This is a genomic window from Lentzea cavernae, from assembly GCF_014653695.1.
In the GTDB taxonomy this organism is placed as follows: domain Bacteria; phylum Actinomycetota; class Actinomycetes; order Mycobacteriales; family Pseudonocardiaceae; genus Lentzea; species Lentzea cavernae.
In genome coordinates this window covers 215,407-240,174 of record NZ_BNAR01000005.1, presented here as the reverse complement: position 1 = coordinate 240,174, position 24,768 = coordinate 215,407, and the positions used below count along the sequence as shown (strand labels likewise).

At 68.3% G+C, this 24,768-nt stretch carries 24 protein-coding genes, 1 tRNA gene and 1 pseudogene; 16 read left to right on the top strand and 10 right to left on the bottom strand.

What is annotated here, in order from left to right; translation table 11 throughout:
• The first annotated feature begins 33 nt into the window (after positions 1-33).
• Positions 34-1,584 carry a transcriptional regulator gene (locus IE307_RS18640; protein ID WP_191299242.1) on the top strand — a complete coding sequence of 517 codons (1,551 nt, stop codon included), beginning with the start codon at positions 34-36 and terminating at the stop codon, positions 1,582-1,584.
• On the opposite strand, the gene IE307_RS18635 is transcribed toward IE307_RS18640, so the two are convergent.
• The 3 genes from IE307_RS18635 to IE307_RS18625 all read right to left on the bottom strand — a co-directional run bounded on the left by IE307_RS18635 (position 1,573) and on the right by IE307_RS18625 (position 4,002).
• Positions 1,573-1,923 (bottom strand): signal peptidase I, encoded by a 351-nt coding sequence (locus IE307_RS18635; RefSeq protein ID WP_229904838.1) that lies wholly within the window; start codon positions 1,921-1,923, stop codon positions 1,573-1,575. The genes IE307_RS18640 and IE307_RS18635 overlap by 12 nt on opposite strands.
• Entirely contained in the window at positions 1,920-3,491 is a 1,572-nt protein-coding gene (locus IE307_RS18630; RefSeq protein ID WP_191299240.1) for a helix-turn-helix domain-containing protein, read from the bottom strand. Before IE307_RS18630 ends, IE307_RS18635 begins: the two co-directional genes overlap by 4 nt.
• Positions 3,492-3,618: 127 nt before the next feature.
• On the bottom strand, positions 3,619-4,002 hold the full coding sequence (locus IE307_RS18625; protein ID WP_191299239.1) for a helix-turn-helix domain-containing protein: 384 nt from the start codon (positions 4,000-4,002) through the stop codon (positions 3,619-3,621).
• A gap of 165 nt (positions 4,003-4,167) precedes the next feature.
• Here IE307_RS18625 and IE307_RS18620 point away from each other — a divergent pair, with 165 nt between their 5' ends.
• From IE307_RS18620 to IE307_RS18600, 5 genes and pseudogenes are all read left to right on the top strand, one after another.
• Positions 4,168-4,356, top strand: coding sequence for a helix-turn-helix domain-containing protein (locus tag IE307_RS18620; RefSeq protein ID WP_191299238.1), 189 nt, complete (start codon positions 4,168-4,170; stop codon positions 4,354-4,356).
• Positions 4,349-4,687, top strand: coding sequence for a WhiB family transcriptional regulator (locus tag IE307_RS18615; RefSeq protein ID WP_308436367.1), 339 nt, complete (start codon positions 4,349-4,351; stop codon positions 4,685-4,687). Before IE307_RS18620 ends, IE307_RS18615 begins: the two co-directional genes overlap by 8 nt.
• A complete protein-coding gene (locus tag IE307_RS18610) occupies positions 4,684-5,016 on the top strand; it encodes a hypothetical protein (protein WP_191299237.1) in 333 nt (110 codons plus the stop codon). The genes IE307_RS18615 and IE307_RS18610 overlap by 4 nt, the downstream gene beginning before the upstream one ends.
• An 8-nt stretch (positions 5,017-5,024) precedes the next feature.
• Positions 5,025-5,591, top strand: a pseudogene (locus tag IE307_RS18605) (hypothetical protein); the annotation flags it as partial.
• A complete protein-coding gene (locus IE307_RS18600) occupies positions 5,588-7,627 on the top strand; it encodes an FtsK/SpoIIIE domain-containing protein (protein WP_191299236.1) in 2,040 nt (679 codons plus the stop codon). The pseudogene IE307_RS18605 and the gene IE307_RS18600, both read left to right, overlap by 4 nt.
• A gap of 338 nt (positions 7,628-7,965) precedes the next feature.
• Here IE307_RS18600 and IE307_RS18595 read toward each other — a convergent pair.
• The 5 genes from IE307_RS18595 to IE307_RS18575 form a co-directional block, all read right to left on the bottom strand.
• Positions 7,966-8,048: transfer RNA gene (locus IE307_RS18595), tRNA-Leu, on the bottom strand.
• A 204-nt stretch (positions 8,049-8,252) separates the two neighbouring features.
• The gene (locus tag IE307_RS18590) at positions 8,253-8,858 is read right to left on the bottom strand and encodes a response regulator transcription factor (protein WP_191299235.1); all 606 of its coding nucleotides are present in this window, start codon (positions 8,856-8,858) and stop codon (positions 8,253-8,255) included.
• Positions 8,855-9,997, bottom strand: a complete 1,143-nt coding sequence (locus IE307_RS46775; protein ID WP_229904836.1) for a sensor histidine kinase — start codon at positions 9,995-9,997, stop codon at positions 8,855-8,857. Before IE307_RS46775 ends, IE307_RS18590 begins: the two co-directional genes overlap by 4 nt.
• On the bottom strand, positions 9,994-10,701 hold the full coding sequence (locus IE307_RS18580) for an ABC transporter permease (protein ID WP_191299234.1): 708 nt from the start codon (positions 10,699-10,701) through the stop codon (positions 9,994-9,996). Before IE307_RS18580 ends, IE307_RS46775 begins: the two co-directional genes overlap by 4 nt.
• A complete protein-coding gene (locus IE307_RS18575; RefSeq protein WP_191299233.1) occupies positions 10,698-11,582 on the bottom strand; it encodes an ABC transporter ATP-binding protein in 885 nt (294 codons plus the stop codon). Before IE307_RS18575 ends, IE307_RS18580 begins: the two co-directional genes overlap by 4 nt.
• 163 nt (positions 11,583-11,745) lie before the next feature.
• On the opposite strand from IE307_RS18575, the gene IE307_RS18570 reads away from it, so the two are divergent.
• The 10 genes from IE307_RS18570 (at position 11,746) to IE307_RS18525 (ending at position 20,485) form a co-directional block, all read left to right on the top strand.
• A complete protein-coding gene (locus IE307_RS18570) occupies positions 11,746-12,219 on the top strand; it encodes an SRPBCC family protein (RefSeq protein ID WP_191299232.1) in 474 nt (157 codons plus the stop codon).
• A 23-nt stretch (positions 12,220-12,242) separates the two neighbouring features.
• Positions 12,243-12,809 (top strand): TetR/AcrR family transcriptional regulator, encoded by a 567-nt coding sequence (locus IE307_RS18565; protein WP_191299231.1) that lies wholly within the window; start codon positions 12,243-12,245, stop codon positions 12,807-12,809.
• A complete protein-coding gene (locus IE307_RS18560) occupies positions 12,806-13,468 on the top strand; it encodes a GAP family protein (RefSeq protein ID WP_191299230.1) in 663 nt (220 codons plus the stop codon). Before IE307_RS18565 ends, IE307_RS18560 begins: the two co-directional genes overlap by 4 nt.
• Before the next feature lie 58 nt (positions 13,469-13,526).
• A complete protein-coding gene (locus IE307_RS18555; protein ID WP_191299229.1) occupies positions 13,527-14,684 on the top strand; it encodes a PucR family transcriptional regulator in 1,158 nt (385 codons plus the stop codon).
• A 143-nt stretch (positions 14,685-14,827) separates the two neighbouring features.
• A complete protein-coding gene (locus IE307_RS18550) occupies positions 14,828-15,421 on the top strand; it encodes a DUF6801 domain-containing protein (RefSeq protein WP_191299228.1) in 594 nt (197 codons plus the stop codon).
• A 27-nt stretch (positions 15,422-15,448) separates the two neighbouring features.
• The gene (locus IE307_RS18545; RefSeq protein WP_191299227.1) at positions 15,449-16,339 is read left to right on the top strand and encodes a glutaminase; all 891 of its coding nucleotides are present in this window, start codon (positions 15,449-15,451) and stop codon (positions 16,337-16,339) included.
• A 19-nt stretch (positions 16,340-16,358) separates the two neighbouring features.
• A complete protein-coding gene (locus tag IE307_RS18540) occupies positions 16,359-17,684 on the top strand; it encodes a M20/M25/M40 family metallo-hydrolase (protein WP_191299226.1) in 1,326 nt (441 codons plus the stop codon).
• Positions 17,685-17,695: 11 nt separating this feature from the next.
• Positions 17,696-18,478 (top strand): SDR family oxidoreductase, encoded by a 783-nt coding sequence (locus tag IE307_RS18535; protein ID WP_191299225.1) that lies wholly within the window; start codon positions 17,696-17,698, stop codon positions 18,476-18,478.
• A 62-nt stretch (positions 18,479-18,540) separates the two neighbouring features.
• Positions 18,541-19,374 (top strand): alpha/beta fold hydrolase, encoded by an 834-nt coding sequence (locus IE307_RS18530; protein WP_191299224.1) that lies wholly within the window; start codon positions 18,541-18,543, stop codon positions 19,372-19,374.
• 13 nt (positions 19,375-19,387) lie between these two features.
• Positions 19,388-20,485, top strand: a complete 1,098-nt coding sequence (locus IE307_RS18525) for a hypothetical protein (protein ID WP_191299223.1) — start codon at positions 19,388-19,390, stop codon at positions 20,483-20,485.
• Here IE307_RS18525 and IE307_RS18520 read toward each other — a convergent pair.
• Positions 20,466-20,909 carry a hypothetical protein gene (locus tag IE307_RS18520; RefSeq protein ID WP_229904835.1) on the bottom strand — a complete coding sequence of 148 codons (444 nt, stop codon included), beginning with the start codon at positions 20,907-20,909 and terminating at the stop codon, positions 20,466-20,468. The genes IE307_RS18525 and IE307_RS18520 overlap by 20 nt on opposite strands.
• A 187-nt stretch (positions 20,910-21,096) precedes the next feature.
• The gene (locus IE307_RS18515) at positions 21,097-24,732 is read right to left on the bottom strand and encodes an nSTAND1 domain-containing NTPase (RefSeq protein ID WP_191299221.1); all 3,636 of its coding nucleotides are present in this window, start codon (positions 24,730-24,732) and stop codon (positions 21,097-21,099) included.
• Positions 24,733-24,768 lie beyond the last annotated feature (36 nt).

Below are 24,768 nucleotides of genomic sequence, written 5' to 3'. Positions count from 1 at the left end.
CGACCTGATGCGACCTGAGGGCAAGGAGGAGCGATGCGGGCGTTCCGCACTGTGCTTGAACAGCGAATATGGGATCGCCGGCTGACGTTGGAGGAGTTCGTCCAAGAAGCTGAGTTGTATGCGCGCGAGCATCGCGAACCTGGAACTCTGGGGCTTCGGCACCTTCAGAGACTCGTCGCAGGACGCCGGTCTTCAGGTGAGGCACTCGGGCAGGTGAAGGCGAGTACCGCCCGGTTGCTTGAGAGCATGTTCGGCACATCGGTCGAAGAGCTGCTGGCTCCGCCGACAGAGCGTGGTCCAGCGGGAAGTGCGTCTGAAGCGTCGGTCTATCCGGGCTTGGCAGGTGCGTTCGAATGGCTCGACGTGGCGGCTGGTTGGGTCTCGGGATCGACCGCGGCCAAAGTCGGGGCAGGGCTGGAGCTCGCCGATACAGGGACGGTGCAGACGCAGCGGGCGCGGCAGGGCAGGATCGGCCGACGTGAGGTCGCGGAGGCGGTGAGGGATTACTACCGAACTTCGGACACCTTCGCGATCCGCACCTCAGGTGTGGAGGTTCGGACCAGTGTTCTTACGCGGCCCGAATGGAACGAGCTCCGACTTCCACTTGACGCCGCGAACGAGCGACTAGTCCTCATGACGCGACAGCGCGCGGCATCCACAGTGGACGCAGAAGGCGCGGAGGCGGCTGTTCGGAGGCTTGTGACGGCTGCGGCTCTCGACGTTCGGTTCGCGAACCTGCCGCTGTACCAGTTGGTGCAGATCGACGTCGGCGCACGGGGTATCCGCGGAGTCGTCGATGTTGGGAGTTTCGCCGAATACGCGTTGACGATGGACCTTCTCGAAGGAGAGCTGGCCGATTCGTTCGTCAGTGGTTCCCAACGACCATCTCCGTTGAGGGACAGGTACCTGCCGAACTTGGAGGCCGTGCTCGACGTTGCTGGACGGGTGTGTGCCGGCGGGGTCCTGTCGGTCGTGGCGATCGCTCGGCCGGCGGATCCGTTCCGCGGTGCCGCGGACTACGCGTTGATCGTGCAAACGCGGTCGGAGCGGGTCGTGAACGCCGCCGGAAAGCTGGCGGTCATCCCGAAGGGCTTTCACCAGCCGCTCACCGAACCTCGGGCTGATGTCCGCATCGGTGCCACGCTCCGGCGAGAGCTGGAGGAAGAGTTGTTCGGGCGCGGCGACGTGGATGCGACCGCGGGCGCGTCGCGGGTGATGTCGCCAATGCATCCTGGTCGCTGGTCCGCGCCGATGAAGTGGCTGGAGGCAGAGTCGGGCCGAATGCGGATGGAGTGCACTGGATTCGGCCTGAACCTGGTGAGCGGCAACTACGAGTTCGCGACGCTCGTCGTGATCGAGGACGAGGAGTTCTGGCCCCGGTTCGGCGGGCAGCTCGAGGCGAACTGGGAGGCGTCGGGGTTGACGTTGTACTCGAGCTTGGACAGCGAGCTCATCACCGGCCTGGTGCAGCAGGACGCTTGGAGCAACGAGGGATTGTTCGCGTTGCTCCAAGGAATCCGGCGGTTGCGCGAGATCGGTGGCCCGCGGGTGAGCCTGCCCGACTTCGAGCTGTCAGGTCTGTGACGGCCAGCGAACAGTCATGACGACGGAGTCCGCGAGAGCCTCCCAGGAGTGGTCGACTCCTGGTCCCCACATGATGTAGTCGCCCTGACGGCTCATGGTTTTGCTGCCGTCGGTGGTGTCCACGCGGAAGTTGCCCTCCACCAACAGGACCAGGGTGGTGCGCTGGTCATCTGCGGTCCAGTCAGGACGTTTGTCGCCAGCAAGGTGCGTACCCCACTTCACTTCGACGTCCTTTTGCGAGCGGACGCCGATCGACGGGTCGATGAAGTGTCCGACCAGCCAGCCGCGGGTCTCCGTGCTGTCGTCCGCGGCGTTTCCGGCTTGCCAGTTGGCGGTCACCTGATCTCCCATTCGATCTCTGGCAGGTCTACGCGGGTGCCACCGATCTCTCGGAGGCGGCGCAGGCCCTGCAGAAGGGCGAAGAGCCCTTCGTTGCTCCAAGCTACATCGTTCACGAGTTCTTCCAGCAGCTCTGCGTCACGGCTGGAGTACTGGTGCAGACGGGAGGCTTCCCAGTTGGCCTGGACGTCTCCGCCATAGCGAGTCCAGAACTCCTCGTCCTCGATGATGATGAGGCTGGCGAACTCGAAGTTTCCGCTCACCAGGTTCAGCCCGAAGCCGGTGCACTCCATGCGCAGACGGCCGGGCTCGGCGAGCAGCCACCGCATGGGCTCGGATTGCCGAGTCGGGTGCATGGGGTCTGCGTGCCGTTGCTCGCCGACGGTGTTGTCCACGTCGTCGCGCCCGAACAGCTCCTCTTCCATCTCGCGACGGAGGGTCGCGCCCACCTGTGCGTCGGCGCGGAAGTCTGTCAACGGCTGGTGGAAGCCCTTCGGTATCACGGCGAGGCGGCGAGCGGCGTTGATCACTTGGCCTGAGCGTTCCTGGATGAGCAGCAGATAGTCCGGTTCACTGCGGAACGCGTCTGCGGGGCGGGCGATGGCTGTGAGCGCGAGAGCCCCGCCAGCGCACATCCGGCCGCCGACATCCAGTGCGGATGCGAGGTTCGGCATGTACGTGTCGCGGAGAGGGAGTGAGCGCGGGCGCGTCGGCTGGCCGGTGGTGAGCGCGTCGACCAGCTCGCCTTCGAGCAGGTCCATCGTCACCACGTACCCCACGAAGTCGGTCACGCCCACGGTGCCCGTGAGCTGGTGCTTCCGTATGTCCACGTCGAGCAGCCGGAACAACGGCATGTTGACCATGCGATTTCCCAGGGCCAGCGTTTCGGCCAGCCGCTGTGCGGCGCGGTCTGCGCTCGCCTCGTCCATCGTGATGTTGTCGCCAGGAGTTACGCCGGCGAGCTTCAGCCTGTCGTGCTTCGGGAACAGCGGGCAGTCGAGGTCCAGCCAGTTCGGATGCGTCAGCACGGTTGTCGAGGAAACTGTGTTCATGCCGAACTTCGCGGAATAGCGGCCGTGCCCGGTGGCGGAAGTCCCGTAGTACTCCGCGAGTGCGCGGGCCGTGGCTCGCTGGTCGACGCGTCCGCGGTGAACGCCACGGTCCTGCAAGGCGTGCAGATCGAGGGCTGCGAGGCGTGCGGCTACTTCTCGGCGAGCCGTGCCGGGGTCCCAGCCCGCATGGGTGTCGAGCCAGTTCAGGGCGGCCACGATCGTCGCGTCTTCGCTCAGGCGGAGTTCGGCGTCTGTCGCAGCACCGTCCGGCAGGTTCAGCGGACCGCCGTTGATCAGTTCGTGAAAGCGGTCTGTCACGTCGGTCGGCGCGGTGGCCAGAGCGGTGTCCAACTCACGCTGGAGACCCGAACGCGGTTTGGTTTCCGGTTTCTGGTGCCAAGAGGCCACCGTGCGGACACCGATGCCGAGGTGTTCGGCGAACGCTTCGTGAGTCATGCGTAGTGCTGCCTGCAGGCAGCGCGCAGATTGACCGGTCCACTCGTCGTTCACGCTCATGCTCGCGCCACCCCGGAGCGCAGAACCTGCATTGAACTTGCATTGGACATGCATGGGTTCCGGCGGCTGTTCGCGCTGAAATTGATGCATGGAAATCAGGGCACTCAACCAGCGGAAACGCGCCGGGCTACCTGTTCTCGCGGACTTGCTTCGCCACCGACGCGAGATCCGACTTCAGGTCGTCGAGCCGTTCTGTGATGTCGACCAGGCGCTGTTCGACACTGTCCAAACGCGACCAGAGCGAGTCGCCCGGATCGATGATCGGCTCATCGCGGTCGGGTGTTCGACGGCCGTGCAGCACCGCGTCGAGGTGCGTGGGATGCCAGCCCATGGCTGTGGACAGGGACTCCAGCGTGCGCGGTCCCCGCCGGCGCTCCACCGTGTGGTGCTGGATCTCGCGAACGATCGCTTGGGAGACGTTCGAACGCTCCGCAAGCTCCCGCTGACGCCAGCCCAGCTCTTTCACGCGCTCGTTGATGGCTTTGGCGACTGCCGCCCAATCCTCCGACACGTATTCCTCCGCGCTTTGCCTCAGCGCTGAGATTAGCCGCTTTCTGTTCGTCGGTGACGTGACACGGCGCATTCGACGCCGTGTGCGTTCGAACGCGCGCCTATATGCGCTGAAATCAACAATCTAGAGCTGAATCGTCAGCTCATTCTTGGAAGGTTTATTCCTATGCGTGTTTTCACGTGTTCTGTTCACTCCATCCGCGAGACCGCTTGGGTGCTCGGCGTCAGTCAGTCCGTCGTGTTCCGGGCCATCCGGCTCGGGTTGCTGACGGCTGAGCGCCGCTACGGCCGTCTCGTCATCCCCGGCAGCTCCCTCCGGCGAGTCCTGTCCGACCAAGGGGTCCTCCGTGACTGATCTGAGGCTGGTCGGGATCGCCTGGTCGCTGGATCACCTGCGATGGGTGTCGACCGATGAGATGACCGTCCTCGTTCAGAGCGACGGACTGTGCATGTGGGCGTTCACGGGTGAGCCACCGTGGGTGGATGAGGAACTGACCGATCATGAGTTGGCCCAGCGGCAGTGCGCCGGGTGTCCGGTGCGGGGCGAGTGCTTGGAGTTGGAGTTGCGCACGGCCGGTGCTGAGACGGTCGGGGTGTGGGGTGCGCTGCCGGAGGGCGAGCGGCGCGAGGTTCATCGGCACTGGCTGCAACGCGGTGAACGGGCCGAGAGGGGACCGCGTTCATGAACGCCCTCAGCGTGATGCCCACTCAGGTGCTGGCCGCAGTCGGTGTGTTGCTGGTTCTGGTGTTGGTCTGGCGAGCTGGTTCTCGTCGGGCGAAAGCGGCTGCTGGTGTGGCGCGGACGAGTGTGCGGCTGATGTCTCTGGGTGGGCGGGTTGTCGTGAATGCCATGCTGATCGTGATCGTTCAGTGGGTGGTCATCACGAACCGCGGCGAGGGTTGCTTGCTGTTGGTGGCGCTCGGTGTGCCTGCGTTGCTCGCGTCGTACACGGTGACGAAGGCGCTCACGGTGACCGCGTATGTGCGTCGTCGTCGTGGTGGTGGTCGGAAGTGAGCGAGCCGATCGAGCGGGTCGCCGTGCAGGTGGACCGGTTGTGCTGGACCGGCATTCTGCTGGGGCTGGCGTTCACCATGACCAACGTGCAGCAGTTCGCCGCGGCCGGAGCACCGGTGTGGTCGTTGACGTGGTTCGCGGCCTGGTTGCTGGACCCGATGGTGTCGCTGGTCCTGCTGGCGATCCTGCGAGCGGAGCAGGTGACCGCTCGCAGAGGTGTGCGGCTCGGTGGATGGGTGCGGACGGCGAAGTGGTTCACGCTCGGCGCCACGTATGTCATGAACACCTGGAGTGCGTTCGTGGCCGGGTCCGCAGCGCTCGTGGTTCTGCACTCCGTGCCGCCGCTGGTCGTGTTCGTCGCCGCCGAAGCGGTGACGGAGCTGCGGGACAAGCTGGGCGCTGTGGAGGACGGGGCACCGGTTCCTCGCACGTCGTTCGCGGAGTACCTCGCGGTTGCCCGCAAGGCCCACAAGGCAGGGGAGAAGGTATCGCCGGCGTGGGTTCGCGAGGCCACCGGGTGTTCGCGTGGGTTGTCGTCCAAGCTGGCCGCGACGTTGAACGAGGACCGGCGATGAGCGGCGAGTTGGTCCCTTCCGAGCCGGTGCTCGAGGGCGAGCTGGTGAACGAGCGTGCGGCGCTGGAGGGCACCTGGCGTGGTTCTCGCGTGGTTCTGCCGGCGTTGAGATCGCGGCAGGCTCTGAGGGATGCGGTGAAGGGCGCATCCGCGTGGGCGGTCCGAGTGCCGTTCCGGTGTGCGAGGGCGGTGGGCCGGGGCCTGGTGATCGCGGCACGGGGCTGGCGGAACTGGGTCCGGGTTCGTGACTACCGTGAGGCTGCCGAGCAGTCGGAGAAGCTGGCGGACAAGTTCGTCGAGATCCGTGCGCTGACGTTGTTCCGCTGGAAGGTGACCGCCACCGTGCTGCTGGTCGGTGGCGTGGCTCTCGCGGCCGCGAGGCTCGTGTACGGCGATCTGGCGCTGTGGATTCTGGGAGGCGTCGGCGCGGTCGTCTTGGCAGTCGCCGGCCGGGCGAAGGACGGTGCATCGGGCCGCAAGACCGTTCTCGCGGGGCCGCGGATCCTCATGTGGACGATGGACGCCCAGGTGCTGATCGACGTGTTCCGGGACGCCAAGCTGATCGGGAGAGACGAAACCCTGCGGCTGGTCGAACGGCCGTCCCGACAAGGTGCCGGGTGGGCCGTGACGGTAGACCTGCCCGCTACGCGCAAGGCCGCCGATGTCGTGAAGAACCGGGAGGAGTTGGCGTCCGCGCTGGCGATCGACGAGATCCAGCTCAGCGTGGACCGGGTGCGTGGCGACGGCGGGCATGCCGGTCGCGTGGCGATCTGGGTGGCCGACAAGGATCCGTACGCCTCGGCTCCGGCGCCCACGCCGTTGCTGACAGCGTCGCGGTGGGATGCGTGGAATGCGGTGCCTTTCGGGACGGACGCGCGCGGACGTCGGATCGACCTGCCGCTGGTGTGGACGTCGTTGCTCATCGGCGCGATTCCACGCCAAGGCAAGACGATGGCCGAACGGCTCGCCGTCGCCGGACTCATCCTCGATCCGCACGCACGGCTCTACGTCGCGGACTTCAAGAACGGCAAGGACTGGCGGGCGGCCAAGCAGGTCGCGCATCGGTTCATGGCAGGTGACGACAGCGAGCACGTGTTGATGTTCATGGACTGGCTGGAGGAGCTGGTCGACGACGTGCAGCAGCGCTATCGCCGGATGCAGCACCTGGACGACCTGACATGCCCCGAATCGAAGGTGACGCCGGCCATGTCCAGGGACCAGACGCTCGACATGCCGATCACGGCGTTGATCGTCGACGAAGTCCACATCGCACTGGAAGACCGCACGTCTGTGCTGGTGCAGGGCAAGCGGCTCACGGCGGGCGAGAGGATCGGTGAGCTGCTGACGTGGCTCGCGAAGAAGGCGCCGGCGGCCGGGCTTGTGATGGTGCTCGCCACCCAGCGACCGGACAGCACCACAATCCCGTCGAAACTGCGCGCGGTGCTCGGATCACGGTTCGCGTTGCGGGTCATGGACTGGCGCGACAGCAACATCGTGCTGGGCGACCAGATGAACACCCGCGGCTACGACAGCAGCAGACTGCTCCCTTCGCACAAGGGGGTGGGAATCCTGCGCCCCGACGGCGAGACGCAATCCGGCGCCGACGTCCTGGCGCTGACGGTACGAACGTTCTACATGCCCAACGATGACTGGAGGGTGATCTGCGAACGAGGTCGTGCACTGCGTGAGACCGAAGGAACGTTGACGGGCCACGCCGCTGGACAGGATTCGCGGCTGGTCCGGGATCACGAGGCGGTCGTGACGATGGGCGGTAAGTCTGACAACGGTGGCGACAGGCTGCCGGAGCCGTTGGCATCAGTCGCGCGTTACCTGGGCGACGACCTGAGTGAGCGTGAGTTCATACCCACTGCAGAGTTGGTGAAGGCATTGGATGTCGAGCCCACGACATTCGGTAAAGAGATGGGAGATCTCGGATGCCCTCCCGCGCGCCAGTACGTCCACGACGGAGAGAACACACGACGCGTTCGCGGCTACCTGACGGCGGACATCCGAGCTGCGATTGACGAGTCAGCATGAAGGACGTACGGAGCCTGATGACCTGTCCCACTCGTTCCGTGAGGATCGCTCGGGGGACAGGTCGGTGGGACGGGTTCAAGTAGGCACTTGAACTGCGGCGATGGCTCGATCGCAGGGCACGGGACGGGTGGTCGGGCGGGGCTCGTCTGGTGCGTTTCAGGCACTGCGTCGGCGGTGCGAGCCTCGATTGACCCGTCCCGGGACAGGTGGCGTGAACTGCAGAAACAAGCTTGTCCGACGATGTTCTCGCCGTGGCCTGGAAAGTAAGTTCGGCGAAATCGGCATAATGCAGAAGGCCGGTTGACCAACTGGTCAACCGGCCTTCTGCATTAATTTTGTGTCCGAGGGGGGACTTGAACCCCCACCCCCTTTCGGGGACTAGCACCTCAAGCTAGCGCGTCTGCCATTCCGCCACCCGGACGTATTTAGTTCTGCTGCGGCTCGCGCCGTGGTGTGTGCCTAGATTACATGATCGTCGGTGCATGCCAAAATCGGGGCGTCGTACGTGCATTGGTGCTGGTAGAGGCGCTTGGTATACCTGCGCGAGCAGGGCTTGGTGTGGCAGCCGCAAGATCACCGGGGTCTGGTGGCAAGTGATAAGCGGCGGCGGTCGAGGCGGGGAGGGTTAGATCCAGCCTCGGGCTCGGGCGAAGCGGGCGGCCTCGTGGCGGTTGGAGGCGCCGGTTTTGCCCACGGCTGAGGAGAGGTAGTTGCGGACTGTGCCTGGGGAGAGGGAGGCGCGGCGGGCGATCTCGTCGATCGGGGCGCCCTCTAGGGCTAGCTCTAGGACGTCTGCTTCTCGTGGGGTTAGGGGGCTGTCGCCTGCGCTGATGGCCTCTGCGGCTAGGGCTGGGTCTACGTAGCGGCCGCCTGTGTGGACGGTTCTCACGACTGTGGCTAGTACGTCTGAGGAGACGGTTTTGGGGAGGAAGCCTCGGACGCCTGCTGCCAGTGCTCGTTTGAGGTGGCCTGGGCGGCCGTGGCTGGTGACGATCATGGTGGAGCAGGAAGGTAGTTCGAGGGCTAGGGATTGGGCTACTGAGACGCCGTCCAGGTCTGGCATTTGCAGGTCGATGACGGCTACGTCTGGGCGGACTACTCGGGCGGTTGCCAGGGCTTCTGCGCCGGTGGCTGCTTGGGCCACTACCTCTAGGTCGTCCTCTAGGGAGAGCAGGGCGGCCATGGCGCCTCGGATCAGGTGTTCGTCGTCGGCCAGGAGGATGCGGATCACGGTAGCTCCACGGTCAGGATGAAGCGGTTGGGAGCTTCTGAGGTTGCTGTTACGGAGCCGCCTAGGGCCGCTACGCGTTCGTGCAGGCCTGTTAGGCCGCTGCCGAAGCGGAAGGTGGTTGAGGTGGCGCCGTCGTTGGTCATGGTCAGTACCTTGCCGCGCAACGTGATTGTGCAGGTGCGGGCCTCGCTGTGGCGTAGGACGTTGGTTACGCCCTCGCGCACGGCCCAACCCAGGGCGCCGGCTGGTTCGCCTTCGAAGGTCACGTCGCCTATTACTCGGCAGTCGATGCCTGCGGAGGCGAGCAGGGAGCGGGCGCCTGCTAGTTCTGCTGAGAGGTCGGCTGTGCGGTAGCCGCTCACGACGGCGCGGAGTTCGTCGAGGGAGTCCTGGGCGATTTGGCGGACTTCCAGCATTTCGTTGATGGCGGCGGAGGAGCGGTCTCGGCGGGCTAGTTGGGCTGCCAGGTCTGCTTTCAGGGCTACTGCTGAGAGGTTGCGGCCTACTACGTCGTGCAGGTCGCGGGCGAAGCGGAGGCGTTCCTCGGCTACTGCGAGGTTGGCGCGGACCTCGCGGGAGCGGTCCAGTTCCCAGACTATGCGGAGCATCCAGAGGGTTGAGCGGAACGCGGCTACCAGGAACTGCAGCATGAGGGTCATGAAGAAGGCGTTGCCTGGTGGGGCTGTCAGGAACATCCAGGCGCCGCCGGCCAGGGCGAACAGGACGAGGGTGCGGGGGCGGAGGACGCCGGAGAGAGTGGTGACCGCGATCACCAGGAAGATCACCGTGATGCCGTCGCCGGGGCTGTCGGGCTTGCCCTGCACCGGGTCGGGGTAGGTGAGTTGGCCGGTGACCAGGATTGCGCAGGTGGCGATGAGGTAGGTGGTGAGCAGGCGGCGGGGGAAGGGGCCTCGGCCCAGGTGGTGCTCTATGCCTAAGTGGACCAGGCGGAAGCTGAGGACCACGTAGGCCAGCACCGTCGCCACCAGGATGATCAGGGCGGCGGTGCTGACCTCGTTGGCGAATCCGATGATCAGCAGTGGTGGCAGGAACACGTAGCTGAGGTAGAACGTGTAGCGGACGAAGAGGTCGAACCGTGCCGCGTTGCCGCGCGAGCGCCACCAGCCGAGCAAGGTCACCTCCGCGGGTCCCACCTGAACCACCGCTGCACAGCGTAGGTGCCCAGGCCGATCCACACCGCCAGGACGATCAACGGTTTCAGGACGGGGCCGTCGCCCCAGCCGGCGCGCAGGAGGTCCAGGACCGGTGTCAGGGGCAGGTACTGCAGGACCCGGCCGAGGGCTTCGGGCAGGGCGGAGAGCGGGAACATCAGTCCGGAGCCGAACAGGCACGCCATCAGGACCGGCAGTGAGGTCACCTGGGCCATTTCGACGGTGCGTGTGAAGGCTGAGGACGCGGCTGCGAGCAGTACGAAGACGGCGACGCCACCCAAAACACCTAGCAGCAGGAACCACGGTCGGGACGGCAGTTCGACGCCGGTGATCACCCCGACGACGAGGCAGTAGAGCACCATCTGGCCCAGTGCCACCACGACGGACGGCAGGGACGCGCCTACGAGGATCTCGGGATCTGTCAGTTCGCCTACGCGCAGGCGCTTGAGCACGAGTTCCTCGCGGCGGGCGACGAACGTGGTGACGAGGTTGTAGTACACCGCCATGAGCAGTGCGAAGCCGACGAGGCCGACGACGAGTGGTACGCCCTCGGCGTCCACCGAGATCAGCACCGGCACCAGGAGCAGAGGCAGCAGGAGTGAGTTGAACAGCGCGGTTCGGTTGCGCCAGAACAACTTCAGCTCGGCCTGTCCGATGGCCACGGCCCTCATGCCGCCTCCTCCGCGATCGCCAGGAACGCCTCTTCGAGCGACGCCGAGCGGGCGTCCAAACCGGACAGTTCCACGTTGTTGGCAGCAGCCCACACGAGGAGTTCGTGCAGGGTTGATTGCAGTTCGTTCGTCCGCACGGTGACGCGGCCCGACGAGTCCGCGTCGGCGACGACGGGCAGCGGCACGCCATTGGGCGGCACGAACGAGATGCGCGACGGGTACGCGTTGACCACCTCGGACACCGTTCCCTGGGCGACGATCCGGCCGCGGTGCATGATCGCCAGGCGGTCGGCGAGTTTCTGCGCCTCTTCCAGGTAGTGCGTGGTCAGCAGCACGGTGACGCCGTCGCGCAGCAGCGAGCGGATCAGTTCCCACGTGTTGCGCCGGCTCTCCGGGTCGAGGCCGGTGGTCGGCTCGTCGAGGAACAGCACCTCCGGTTTGCCCAGCAACGCCAGCGCGAGGTCCAGGCGGCGTCGTTCGCCGCCGGAGAGCTGCTTCACCCGCACCGAGGCGCGGTGTGCCAGGTCGACGAGCGTCAACGCCTCCTCGACGGGTCGGGGCGCGGTCAGCGTCCCCGCCCACATCTTCGTCGCCTCGGACACCGTGAGGTCGGGCGGGAAACCGCCTTCCTGCAGCATCACGCCCATCCGCGGGCGCACCGCCGAACGTTCCGCGAACGGGTCGTGGCCGAGCACGCGCACGGACCCCTCAGCCGGACGCGAGAGCCCTTCCACCACCTCCACGGTCGAGGTCTTCCCCGCACCGTTCGTGCCGAGCAGGGCGAACATCTCGCCTCGCTCCACCTCAAAGGACACGCCCCGCACAGCTTCGAAACCTCCGCTGTACCGGCGGGTCAGCCCCCGCACCTCGATCGCTGTCATGACTCAACCATCTCGGGGAACAGCGGCGACCGGCAGTGCGGTCCCACATCAGTTCTCCATGACAGATGTCATGAGGTCGCGCGTGGCAGCCGCCTCATGTCGAATCGCGATCACGGTGTTCGACGTGTGGGTGAGACCCGAACCACGAAGGAGCGTGCAGATCATGGACAGGGAATTCGTCAGCGCGACACTGACGTTCGACGTCCCCGCCGAGCGGGTGTTCGAGGTGCTGGCGGATCCCGCCACGCACGCCGCGATCGACGGCACCGGGTGGGTTCAGGACGTTGTCGACCGCGCGCCGCTGACCGAGGTCGGCCAGGTCTTCCGGATGGCCATGTACCACCCGAACCACCCCGACGGGAACTACGAGACCGCCAACGAGGTCACGGTGGTCGAACCGCCGCGGGCCATCGCCTGGAGGACGGGGTACCGCAAGGACGACGGCGAACTGGGGTTCGGCGGGTGGTTCTGGCGCTACGACATCACCCCGCTCAGCGCACACGAAGCCGAGGTCACGCTGACCTACGACTGGACCGACGTCGGACCGGAGGTCCGCGAGTACCTCGAGTTCCCCATGTTCGGCCCCGACCACCTGGCCGGCTCGCTGCGCAACCTGGCTCGGAGTTGCCAGCGTTAGATTAAGGACGTAATCTCACGGTCGTGCCAAAACACGCGGATCCCGCCGAACGGCGTCAGCAGGTGGTGGCCGCGCTCTACCGGGTGGTCGACGCCGAGGGGCTGGACGCGGCGAGTCTGCCGAGGATCGCCCGGGAGCTGAACGCCACGACGGGCTTGCTGCAGAAGTACTTCCGCAGCAAGGACGAGCTGCTGCTGTTCGCACAGGACCAGCTGGTGGAGGAGCTGACGGCGAGCGTGCAGGCGGTCCTGAACCAGGAGGGGAGCCTCCAGGACCAGCTGTGCGAGGCGTTGTGCGCCATCGCGCTCGTGGATGACGCGCCGCGCGCACGCGTGTGGCTCGCGTTCGCTGCGAGGGCGGCCGCGAATCCCGTGTTGCTCGAACGGCACGTGGAAGGGGCGCGGGTGATCAGGGATCTGTGCCGGAACGTGCTGGAGGCGGCGGGTCTGGACGGCGGGGAAGCCGTCGGGCTCGCGGCCCTGGTCGACGGGGTGACGGCGCAACGGGCGCTGGAGCCCGGGGTGATGACGACGGAGGTGGCGCAGCGGGTGATCGCGCACCACCTCGAACGACTGTGGGGGAGCACGTGACACTGGGACTGGTGGCGGCGCTGGCGGGGCTGGCGCTGCTCGACTCGACGAGCATCGGGACGTTGTTCATCCCGATCTGGCTGATGCTCACGCCGGGGCGGTTGAAGGCGAGCAGGTTCGCCGTCTACCTCGGCACGATCACCGTCTTCTACTTCGTGGTGGGCGTCGGGATCGTGCTCGGCGCCTCGCAGCTGTTCAAGCACTTGGACGGCCAGTTCGTGCTGTGGGCCCAACTGGTGATCGGCGTCTTCCTGTTCGTCGTGAGTTTTCGCTTCGACGGCAAGAAGAAGCTCGACACGGCGAAGTGGCAGCACCGCGCGAACCGGTCGACCGTGGCGCTCGCGGGCGTCGCGGTGCTGGCGGGCGTGGTCGAGCTCGCGACGATGCTGCCGTACCTGGGCGCGATCGGGATGATGAGCGCCGCCGACCTGACCGCGGGGCAGATCGGGCTGCTGCTCGCCGGGTACTGCCTGGTCATGATCCTGCCGGCGCTCCTGCTGCTCGGAGGCAGGCTCGCGCTGCGCGAGAGGATCGAGCCGTTCCTCACGAAGATCAGCACGTGGTTCGCGGAGAAGGGTGCGGGCATGACGGGCTGGATCCTCGGCATCGCCGGGTTCCTGGTTGCACGGGACGCGGTCGCTCGGCTGTTCTTCATGTGAAGCAGTTGGCCCGGTTGGCTGAACGACCGGGTCTCGTTTTACTCCTACACTCGCCAGGATGACTGGGCTGGACGATCCGCGCAGATCGGTCCCGCACGAACTGGCGCCCCTTCTCCGAATGGAAGTGGCGCCCGTTTCGGTGAGCATTTTCGACGCGATCGAAAAAGCCATCCCGGAATACAGCCTGTTTCGCGAGAACGTGGTCGTCGGAATCCGGCAGGCGTTGGTGAAGTTCGTCGACCGCATCGCCGCGCCGGAGTCCGAGCCCGACCCGCACGACGACATCCACCGCAAGCTCGGCGCGTGGGAGTTCAAGTCCGGGCGCAGCCTCGACAGCCTGCAGGCCGCCTACCGGATCGGCGCGCGGGTGGCGTGGCGGCACGTCTGCGGGTTCGCCGAGCAGCGCGAGCTGTCGCTGCGCGAGATGTCGGTGCTCGGCGAGGCGATGATCGCCCACGTCGACGAGCTGGTGAGCCTGTCGGTCGAGGGCTATGCGGCCGCGCAGGCGAGCGCCGCCGGCACGTTGGAACGCAAGCGGCGCAAGCTGATGGAACTGCTCGTCGGCGACCCCGCGAGCAACTGGCAGGCCGTGCTGGACGCGGCGCGGGCGGCGGCGTGGCCGATGCCCGACCGGCTGGCCGCCGTCGCTCTCGAACCCTCCGCCGCGCCTGTGGACGACCTTCCGGCCGACGTCCTGGTCGACCTCGAGGACGCCACGCCGTACCTGCTGGTGCCGAATCCGGCGGCCGACTCCCGCTGGCTGCGCAGGGCCCTGCCAGGCTGGCGGGCGGCGGTCGGCCTGCCCGTGGAACCCAAGGATGCCCGAGCATCGCTGGCCTGCGCACGACGTGTGCTCGCTCTCGCCGGGGCGAAGGTGCTGCCCGACCGACCCGTCCTCGACTGCGCCGACCACCTCGTCGAACTGACCGTGCTCGCCGACGAGTTCCTCGCCCGCCAGCTCGCCGGACGGGCGCTCGCGCCGCTGGCGCCGCTCACCGAACGGCAGCGCACCAAGCTCGCCGAGACCCTGCTGGTGTGGCTGTCGGCCCGCGGCGGCGCCCCCGAGGTCGCCGCCCGGCTGCAGGTGCACCCGCAGACCGTGCGCTACCGCGTGAACCAGTTGGACGAACTGTTCGGCGACCGGATGCACGACGCCGAGGAGCGCTTCACCCTCGAACTCGCCCTGCGCGCGCACTATTTGTTGCAGCGCGACTGACAAATCGCCGGAAGTCATTTCGCACGCGGATGACAAAAGCGTGTTTTTGCTTGCCTCCCGGAATGCGGCGCGGTTACTTTACTGGCGAGTAAAGCAACACCGCCTTCTTGCAGTTCAATGTCGTACTCAGGAGGTCCCTGCAGATGAAGACCGGACTTTTCGCGCGCGCCGCCGCAGTTCTGATGGTCGCCGGAGCGCTGAGCGTGGCAACGGCCGGCACGAGTTCCGCCGCGACCGCCTCGCTGAACATCACGTACTCCTGCCAGTTCTCGATCGCGGGCACGCACGACGTGCCGTCCGTGGTCAGCTCGCCGGACCTGCCGGACTCGGCCGCGGTCGGGGTGCCGACCGCACCGGCCTCGGCGACGGTGACGTCCACCGTGTCCGACGACGTCCGCAACACGCTGTGGTGGATCGGCGGCCGCTCGGTCGACGGCACGCTCACCACGAACATCGCCGTGGACAACGCGGGCAGCGTCCAGAACCTGTCGTCGACGCTGACCATCCCGAACACGCCGGTTCCGAGCTCCGGCACGTTCCAGGTCGTCGCCAGCGGCACCCTGCCCGCACTGACGCTCGCCAACGCCGGCACGACGTCGATCAACCTGGGCACCGCGGACCTCGCCCTGACGCCGCGCTACCAGAACGGCGAGCCGACCTGGATCGGCGTCGTCCACGTCCCGTGCACCGTCAAGGCGGGCCAGGTCACCAAGTTCTACGAGTTCCAGGTGGCGTGACACCCGTCCCGTGATGGGATGGCGGCCATGGAGCTCCAGCAGCTGGTGGACCGCATCGCCGCCGAGGTGACGCCCGGTGGCACCCCGGCCGGCTACATCCCGGCACTGGCCAGGATCGACCCGCACGCCTTCGGCCTCGCCGTCGCGACACTGGACGGCGAGGTCTTCCGCGCGGGGGAGCACTCCAGGCCGTTCTCGATCCAGAGCATCTCCAAGGCGTTCACGCTCGCTCTGGCCCTCGCCGAGAACGACGACGTGTGGACCCGCGTCGGCCGCGAGCCGTCCGGGTCGCCGTTCAACTCGCTGGTGCAGCTCGAGACCGAGCAGGGCATCCCGCGCAACCCGTTCATCAACGCGGGCGCCGTCGTCGTCACCGACCACCTCGGCCTCGGCGCGGCGGACCGCCTCCTCGGGTTCCTGCGACAGGAGAGCGGCAACCCCGCGCTGGACGTCGACCCCGAGGTCGCCAAGTCCGAACTGGACCACAGCGACCGCAACCGCGCGCTCGCCCACTTCATGGCCTCCTACGGCAACATGCGCAACCCCGTCGACGTCGTCGTGAACGAGTACGTGCGGCAGTGCTCGATCGCGATGAGCTGCACGGACCTGGCGAAGGCCACCCTCTTCCTCGCCCGCCACGGAGTGCGCAACGACGGCACCCGGCTGCTCGGCGTCAGCGGTGCCAAGCGCGTCAACGCCGTCATGCTCACGTGCGGCACCTACGACGCCGCCGGCCAGTTCGCCTACCGCGTCGGCCTGCCCGGCAAGAGCGGTGTCGGCGGCGGCATCATCGCCGTCGTCCCCGGGAAGTGCGCGATCTGCGTGTGGAGTCCAGGATTGGACGTGCGCGGCAACTCCGTCGCCGGTGTCGACGCGCTGGACCGTTTCACCACTCTCACGGGCTGGTCGGTGTTCTAGCGGATGGTAGGAAGACGGGGTGAGCACAACGGGGAACGCACTGGCACTGGCTGAAGAAGAGGCCGTCACGCTCGTCAGCGAGCTGATCAGGATCGACACGACGAACACGGGTGATCCCGCGACGGTCGTGGGGGAGCGGAAGGCCGCCGAGTGGGTGGCCGAGAAGCTGTCCGAGGTCGGCTACGAGACCACCTACGTCGAGTCCGGCGCCAAGGGCCGCGGCAACGTCGTCGCACGCCTCGCGGGCGCCGACCCCAGCCGTGGCGCGCTGCTCGTGCACGGCCACCTCGACGTCGTGCCCGCCGACGCCTCGGAGTGGTCGGTGCACCCGTTCTCCGGCGCCGTGCAGGACGGGTACGTCTGGGGCCGCGGCGCGGTCGACATGAAGGACATGGTCGGCATGACGCTGGCCCTGGCCCGGCACTTCAAGCGCGAGAACGTCGTGCCGCCGCGCGACATCGTGTTCGCTTTCCTCGCCGACGAGGAGGCAGGCGGGCTCTACGGCGCGAAGTGGCTGGTGGAGAACCGGCCCGAGCTCTTCGAGGGCGTCACCGAGGCGATCAGCGAGGTCGGCGGTTTCTCGATCACGCTCAAGGACGACGTCCGCGCGTACCTCGTCGAGACCGCCGAGAAGGGCATCCGCTGGCTCAAGCTGCGGGTCAAGGGCACCGCGGGCCACGGCAGCATGATCCACCGCGACAACGCCGTGGCGAAGCTCGCCGCCGCCGTCACCAAGCTCGACCAGCACCAGTGGCCGCTGATCATCCGCCCGTCCGTGCGCGAGTTCCTCGACGGCGTCACCGAGATCACCGGCCTCGAGTTCCCCGACGACGACGTCGAGGGCTCGATCGGCAAGCTCGGCGCGCTGTCGCGGATGATCGGCGCGACGCTGCGCGACACGGCCAACCCGACGATGCTCTCCGCCGGGTACAAGGCGAACGTCATCCCGTCGACCGCCGAGGCCACTGTGGACTGCCGCATCTTGCCGGGCCGCGAGGAGGCGTTCGACCGCGAGCTCGCCGAGCTGCTCGGCCCGGACGTCGAACGCGAGTGGGTCGGCCTGCCGCCGGTCGAGACGACGTTCGACGGCGCCCTGGTGGACGCGATGACGGCGTCGATCATCGCCGAGGACCCCGGCGCCCGCGTGCTGCCCTACATGCTCTCCGGCGGCACGGACGCGAAGTCGTTCCAGCAGCTCGGCATCCGCAACTTCGGCTTCGCGCCGCTGAAGCTGCCCGCCGACCTCGACTTCTCCGGGCTCTTCCACGGCGTGGACGAGCGCGTGCCCGTCGACGCGCTGAAGTTCGGTGTTCGAGTCCTGGACCGTTTCCTGCGCAACAGCTGAGGGAGATCGCCGTGTCCACTGTGGATCTGACCGGTCAGGTCGCGCTCGTCACCGGCGGCGCGGGCGGGATCGGCGCCGCGGTGGTGCGGCGGCTCGCGAAACTCGGTGCGCGGGTGGTGGTGCTCGACCTCGACGCCGCCGGCGCGCACCGGGTCGCGTCCGCGTTCGGCGGTCTCGCCATCGCCGGTGACGTCACCGATCCCGAGACCATGCCCGCGGTCGTGGCGCAGGTCGAGGGGGAGTGCGGACGCCTCGACGTCGTGCACCTCAACGCCGGGATCGGTGGCGGGCAGAGCGGGGTGGACGCCCTGGACGTCGCCCGGTACCGCAGGCTGGTCGGCGTCAACGTCGACCACGTCGTCCACGGGGTCTGCGCCGCGGTTCCGGCGTTGCGCAGGCAGGGCGGCGGGAAGATCGTGATCACGGCGTCGCTGGCCGGACTGACGGCGATGTCGTCCGATCCGCTGTACACGCTGACCAAGCACGCGGTCGTCGGGTACGCGCGGGCCGCGGGCAAGGCGCTGGCAGGCGAGAACATCACGGTCTCCGCGCTGTGCCCCGGTTTCGTCGACACGTTGCTGCTGGGCGCGGCGAAGGAGGAGTTCGACGCCGTCGCGTTCCCGCTGCTGACGCCGTCCGACGTCGCCGAGGCGTTCGAGTCGGTGCTGGCCGGGGGCGGGCCCGGCGAGGCGTGGATCATCCAGCCCGGCGGGAAGGCGTCGCGGTACGAGTTCCGCGGCGTTCCCGGCGTCGGCGGCGGGCAGATGCCGCCGGACGTCGTGCTCGGCATTTAGGGCGTGTCCGGAACCGCGTTGTCTCGTTAGGACGAACAGACGACACGGTGAAAGGACTGCGCATGGTGCTGCTGGAGGACGGGACCGAGCTCAACGTGGTGCGCGCGGGCGATCCCGACGCCCCGGTGACGGTCGTGCTGGCGCACGGCTACGCGCTCGACCACCGCAGCTGGCACAAGGTCGTCGAGCTGCTGAGCCCGGAGTTCCAGGTCATCGCCTACGACCACCGCGGCCACGGCGCGTCCGGGGCCGCGTCCAAGGAGACGGCGACGATCGACCAGCTAGGGGAGGACCTCGGCGAGCTGATCGAACGGGCCGTGCCGCAGGGGCAGGTCGTGGTCGCCGGGCACTCGATGGGCGGCATGGCGGCGCTCGCGATGGCCGAACGCCGGCCGCGGCTGTTCGGGCAGCGGGTGCTGGGCACGGTGTTCGTGTCGACGGCGGCCAGCGGCATGTCCGAGACGACGCTGGCGTGGCCCAAGGCCGTCGGCAAGCTCGTGCGGGAGCTGGAACGGGCGTTCGGGCCGATCGTGCGGGCGGTGCGGGAGAAGATCGAGCCCGCCAAGACCGCCGGGCTGCGGTGGTGGCTCTTCGGTGACGAGCCCACCGACGAGGACGTCGACCTGACCGCGGACATGGTGTGGGGGCACTGGCCGGAGACGGTCGCGCTGTTCCGGCCCGCCGTGGACCGCTACGACCGCGAGGCCGGGTTGATGGTGGCAGGGGAGAAGGCCGTCGTCGCCGTGGTGGGGGACGAGGACCGGCTGGTGCCCGAGGCGGACGCCGTCAAGTTCGGCGGAACGTCGGTCGTGCTGGCCGACGCCGGACATATGCTCCCGTTGGAACGACCGGCGGAGCTCGCGAACCTGATCCGCGAGGTGGCCGCGAAGGCGTAGCAGTGGGGGACCGGTGCAGTACCTGGAACCGCGGACCGACGTGCCCGCGAAGGACGACTGGTCGACCGGTCTGATCCTGCAGGACCTGCGCTGGGGAGCGAAGGCGCTCGGCGGCATCGCGGTCGTGGCGGGCGCCGGCGCGGTGACGTGCTGGCTGCTGCCGTCCACACCGGGCAACGTCGGCGCGTTCGTGGTGCTGGCGCTGATCGCGTTCGTGTGCGGACTGGGCCCGCTGATGTACCGCTCGGAGACCAAGGCCGAGCGGCGCGGCCTGCTCGACGAGCCGTGGCGGCGGGTTCCGGTCCGGGTCGCGGAGAAGCACGACGACGGAACCGACCGGCTGCTCCTCGACGACGGCCTGGTGCTGCGGGGCTGGTTCGAGGACTTCCCGGACATGGCGCTCGAACGGCAGGAGGCCTTCGTCTGCGGCCCGGACGCCGACGGCAAGGCGGTGGTGCGCGTCGCCGGGTTCGCCAAGATGCAGAACGCCAAGGTCGACAGCGGCGCGGAAGAGCATCCCGTCCGCGAACGCGTCGAGCGGCCTCTCGGGCGTCCGCTGGACGACGCCGCCACCGCGAGGGCCTACCGGGGCCTGCGGTGGGGAGTGCGGGCGTGGCTGTGGTCGGCCGTCCCGGCGGGCCTGGGCGCGGTGGTGGTCCTGCTGAGCCTGGTCCCGTTCGCACCGGCCGGGCTCGTGGTCGGCGGGTTGGTGCTGGTCATGGGGCTGCTGGGGATCCACACGTCGGTCGAGATCAGCCGCTGGTACCGCGACGCCGTGAAGGCGGTCGACAACTCCGCGCAGTGGACCCCCGTGGCCATCACGCTGTTCCCGTGGCAGCCCAACCAGCACGTCGCCGGGCTCGCCGAAATGCCCGGCGGGCTCGCCCTGGTGCAGTTCGTGCTCCCGGACCTGAACGTGGTCGCGAACATCGCCGACACGGGCGTCATGTGGATCGCCGGAACGCACGGCGACGTGATCGCCGTGGGCGTGCCGAGGGTGCCGGTGCTGACGTTCGCCGCGGTCCAGCCGGATCGGGACGTCCCGGAGGAAGACCCGATCCCCTGGATCCAGCGGCTCCGCACTCCGGACTTCAGCGGCCTGCCGCGCTAGAGCGGCGCCGTCCCGGCGGCCGGCCGAACAACCGGACGTGCTGGTCGACCAGCCAGTCCTTCAACGGCGCCCACTCCGGGTGGTGGTTGAGCACCAGCAGGCGGTGCATCCACCAGTTCGGGTCGTCGTGGCGGGGGAACGCGGCGAGCCACGCGGCCCGCCCCTCCTCCGTCAACGCCCAGAGGTGGGCCAGCTGGCCCTCGGCGTCCGTGTCGAGCTGGGCGGTGATCCGGCCGTCCTCCGTTTGCCATTCCGCGCGCAGTTCGCGCAGCACGGCCATCGCGCGTTCGTCACCCTCCTCGGCGGTGACGACGACTGTGTGCAGGCCCTGCGACGCGGCTTCGGCGAGCAGGGCACGGGCGGACGTTTCGTCGTGCGGCAGTGCGCTGTGAGCGACCCCGACTTCGTGCGGCACGAGCTCCATGACCCAGAATCTGATCATATCGACAACCGGTTCGGTAAATTTTATTGCTTCAGTGTTGACTGATGTCTCACCTCTGCCCGGCCGGCGCCGCGAGTTGCGCGGACGTTGTTGTACGACGCCCGGACATCGACACCGCACAACCTTTTCCCAGTACAAAAGCGGTGAGAGGAAAGGTGGGGGGTCTTGTTCAGCAGAGAGGCCTCGGCTCGACGCCGGGGAAGTATTGCTCCCAATGACGAGTGGACAGGTGCGCCGAGCTAGTGGCGCACACGCGGGCTGCTGTGGCTTCCACGTCGATGTCCCACACACGGACGGTGCGGTCCGTGCCGGTGGTGGCCAGCGTCCGGTTGTCCGGCGCGAAGGCCACGCCCCAGACCCGTTCCGTGTGACCGTGCAGCACTGCCCGAACCTGGGGGTTTCGGGGATCGCGCACGTCCCACACGCGAACGAGGTCGTCGGTCGTCCCGGCCGCGATGAGGGTGCCGTCGGGGGAGAAGGCGAGGCGCTGCAGCGGCCCGCTGTCGTTGGGGAGGGACCCCAGCTTGCGGGGGTTGGCCGGATCGCTGATGTCGTACAGGGCGCCGCTGCTGCCCTGGTTCGCGAACGCCATGACGTTGCCGTGGATGACGACCGTCATGACCTCCTCGCGGCCCGCCTGGCCGCCGCGGCGGATGGGGTCGAGGTTGTCGTCCGTGCGCAGCGCCGGGTACGCGCGGGGCGAGGAGGGCTTGCTCACGTCCCACAGGTGGAGCTCGCGGCTGCCGTTCGCGATCACGAGCGTGCGGTCGTCCTGGGAGAACTCGATCCGCCACACCGTGTCGGCCTTGGGCACGGCGAAGCTGCCGGTCCTGACCGGGGCGGCCGGGTCGGACACGTCCCAGAGCGCGATCTGGCCCTCGCGTTCGGCGACGGCGAGCGTCTTGCCGTCGTGGCTGAAGTCCGCCGCGGGGATGGAGTCACCGCTCGTGATCCCGCGGCTGATCTCACGGGGCTTGGTGGGATCGCTGACGTCCCACAGGACGTTGGCCACGTGGCTCGTGCCGAACAGCACGTCGCCGGCCGGGTTCACGTCGACAGTGAACGCCTCGTCGTCCGGTGCGAGCCTGGGCAGGGACGTGATCTCCCGGGCGTGCGTGTCCTCCGTCCGCCAGAGCTTGATGGTGCCGTCGTTGGAGGCGGTCGCGAAGAACCGGCCGCGCTGGTCGTACTCGAGCCTCCACACGGTCCACCGGTGGTGGCCGTAGGTGAGGTTGCCGAGGTCGAGGATCCGGACCTCGGGGTCGGTGCTGGCGGTGACCATCCGCCGGGAGTCGGGGCTGAACGCGACCGAGTAGACGGTGTCGGTGTGGCCGGGCAGCGCGTGGGCGAGCTGGATGGCGCGAGGATCGGACACGTCCCAGATCCGGGTCGTCTTGTCGCTCGCGCCGCTGGCGAGGAACCTGCCGTCGGGGGAGAAGGCGATGGTGTGGATCGAGAACACGTGCCCGGTCGCGTGACCGATCTGCGTCGGGTTGCGGGGGTCGGTGACGTCCCACAGCCGCACGTCGCCGTTGTTCGAGCCGGTGGCGAGCACCTTGCCGTCGGGGGAGAAGGCGGTGGCGTCGGACGCCATGAGGCTGGGGAACGGGTTGATCGTGGAGAGCTGGACGCCGGTCGCGAGGTCCCAGAGCTTGATGAGGCCGTCCCACGCCGAGGACGCGACGATGGTGCCGTCGTTGTTGAGCGACATGCTGTGCACGAGCGCGTCGTGCGCCTGGATGGTGCGCACGAGCGAGGCGTGGCCGGAGAGGGACCAGAGCCGGACGGTGCCGTCCTCCCCGGCGCTGACGATCGAGCGCCCGTCCGGGGTGAACTGGACGGCCTCGACCTGCCCCTGGCCACCGGGGATGCGTTCCTTCTCGACGGCCCTGCGCGGGTCGGAGACGTCGAAGAGGCGGATGAACCCGTCCCAGTTCGCCGTGGCGATCGTGCGGCTGTCCGGGCTGAAGGCCATGTGGTGGGTGGCGTTGTCGCCGGCGTGCACGCGGCTGAGCTCCACGGGGTGGTTCGGGTCGCTGACGTCCCACACGATCAGCAGCTCGTCGTCCCCCGCGCTGGCCATGAGCTTGTTGTCCGGGCTGAACAAAGCGTACGACAGCGCGTCGGTGTGTCCGGGCACGACCGTGACCTGGGGTGCCGCGAACGTGCTGAGCACGGCGTCCCTGGTCGCCGGGAGACCGCTGATCCGGTAGGCGGCCAGCCGGAGCCGGCTCGCGAGGCCGGGGTCTCGCGCCTGCACCTCGTTGGCCTCGGCGATGGCCTTCTGCGCGAGGGCATCGGTGCGTTGCTCGGTGGTCTGGCGTTGGGCGCGCACGGCGAACACGAACGAGGCCGTCGCCACGAGCAGCAGCACCGCGAGCAGCGCCACGACCCTGCGGAGGGTGGTGGCGCGGCGCTTCCCGGCGGTCTGCTCGTGTTCGACGGAGGCCTTGCTGGCGTCGAGGAACATCCGCTCCTCGGCGTTGAGGGCCTCGGGCTCGCGCTGGGCCCAGTCGGTGGCCTGGGTGAACGGCACACCGCGGTAGAGCGAGCCGGGGTCTCGCCGGTGTGCCTCCCAGTCGGCCGCGGCGGCGGTGAGCCTGCGGTGCACGCGCAGGTCGTCGCGTGTCTCGGCGAGCCAGTCCCGCAGGCGCGGCCAGCTGCGGATGACCGCTTCGTGGCTGATCTCGACGCTGTCGTCGTCGACGGTGAGGATGCGCGCGCTCGCGAGGTGTTCGACGACCTCGTCCGCCGCGAGTTCGGAGCGCTTGACGCGGCGCTTGGTGTCCTCGGTGCCGTCGCCGGGGTTCACCAGGCGCAGGAACACCTGGCGCGCCTGGGCCCGCTGCTCCTCGTCGAGGCCGGTGAACGCGTGCTCGGCGGTGTTCGCGATGGCGCGGGCGATGCCGCCGCTCTCGTGGTAGCTGCTGAGCGTGAGGGTGTTGCCGCGCTTGCGCCGCCACGTCTCGAGCAGCGCGTGGCTGACGTGGGGGAGCACACCCGGTTCACCCGTGGCGTCGGCGACGAGGCGGGCGACGAGTCCGGTCTCGAGCGCGCAGCCGACCTCGACGGCGGGCTGGGTGATGGCCTTGCGCAGCTCGTCGGTGGTCATGGCGCCGACGAGCACCTGGGCGTCCTCGACCGCTTTCGCCAGGTCGGGGTAGCGGGCGCAGTGGCCGTAGAAGTCGGCGCGCATGCCGATTACGGTCTTGCCCTCGCGCCGGGTGAGCGCGGCGATGAACTCGTCGCGGTGCGGGAGTGCGAAGACCTCTTCGAACTGGTCGACGACCAGCAGCCCGCCGGTGCCGGGGAGCGGATCGGCCGGGGTGATCAGCTCGCCCTCGGTGCGGGTGAGCAGGCCCGCGCGCAGCAGTGAGGACTTGCCCGAGCCCGACGCGCCGATGACCAGCACGGTGTCGTGGTGCTCGAGCTTGCCGAGCAGCTTGCCGACGAGCCGTTCCCGCCCGAAGAAGCGGTCGGCGTCCTCCTCGGTGAACGCCTTGAGGCCCACGTAGGGGGAGGGGCCGGTCTCGGGTTGGGTGTCGCTCTCGCCGATCTCGCGCCAGCGCTTCTCCCACTTCTCCTCGTCGCCACCGCAGGCGCGGACGAACGCGAGGGCCACGGCGAGGCTGGGGAGCCGCTGGCCGCGGGCGGCGTCGGCGAGGGTGCTGGCGGAGTAGTGGCTGAGCCTGCCGAGTTCGCGGTAACCGGGGGAGCCGGCCTTCTCGCGGAGTTTGCGCAGGTCGAACGCGAACTGTTCAACAGGCCCGGCGAACGGGTCGAGCGGTTTTTCCGGGCGAGGCATGCGGGGATTGTTCCATCCGGACGAACCTCTGCTGTC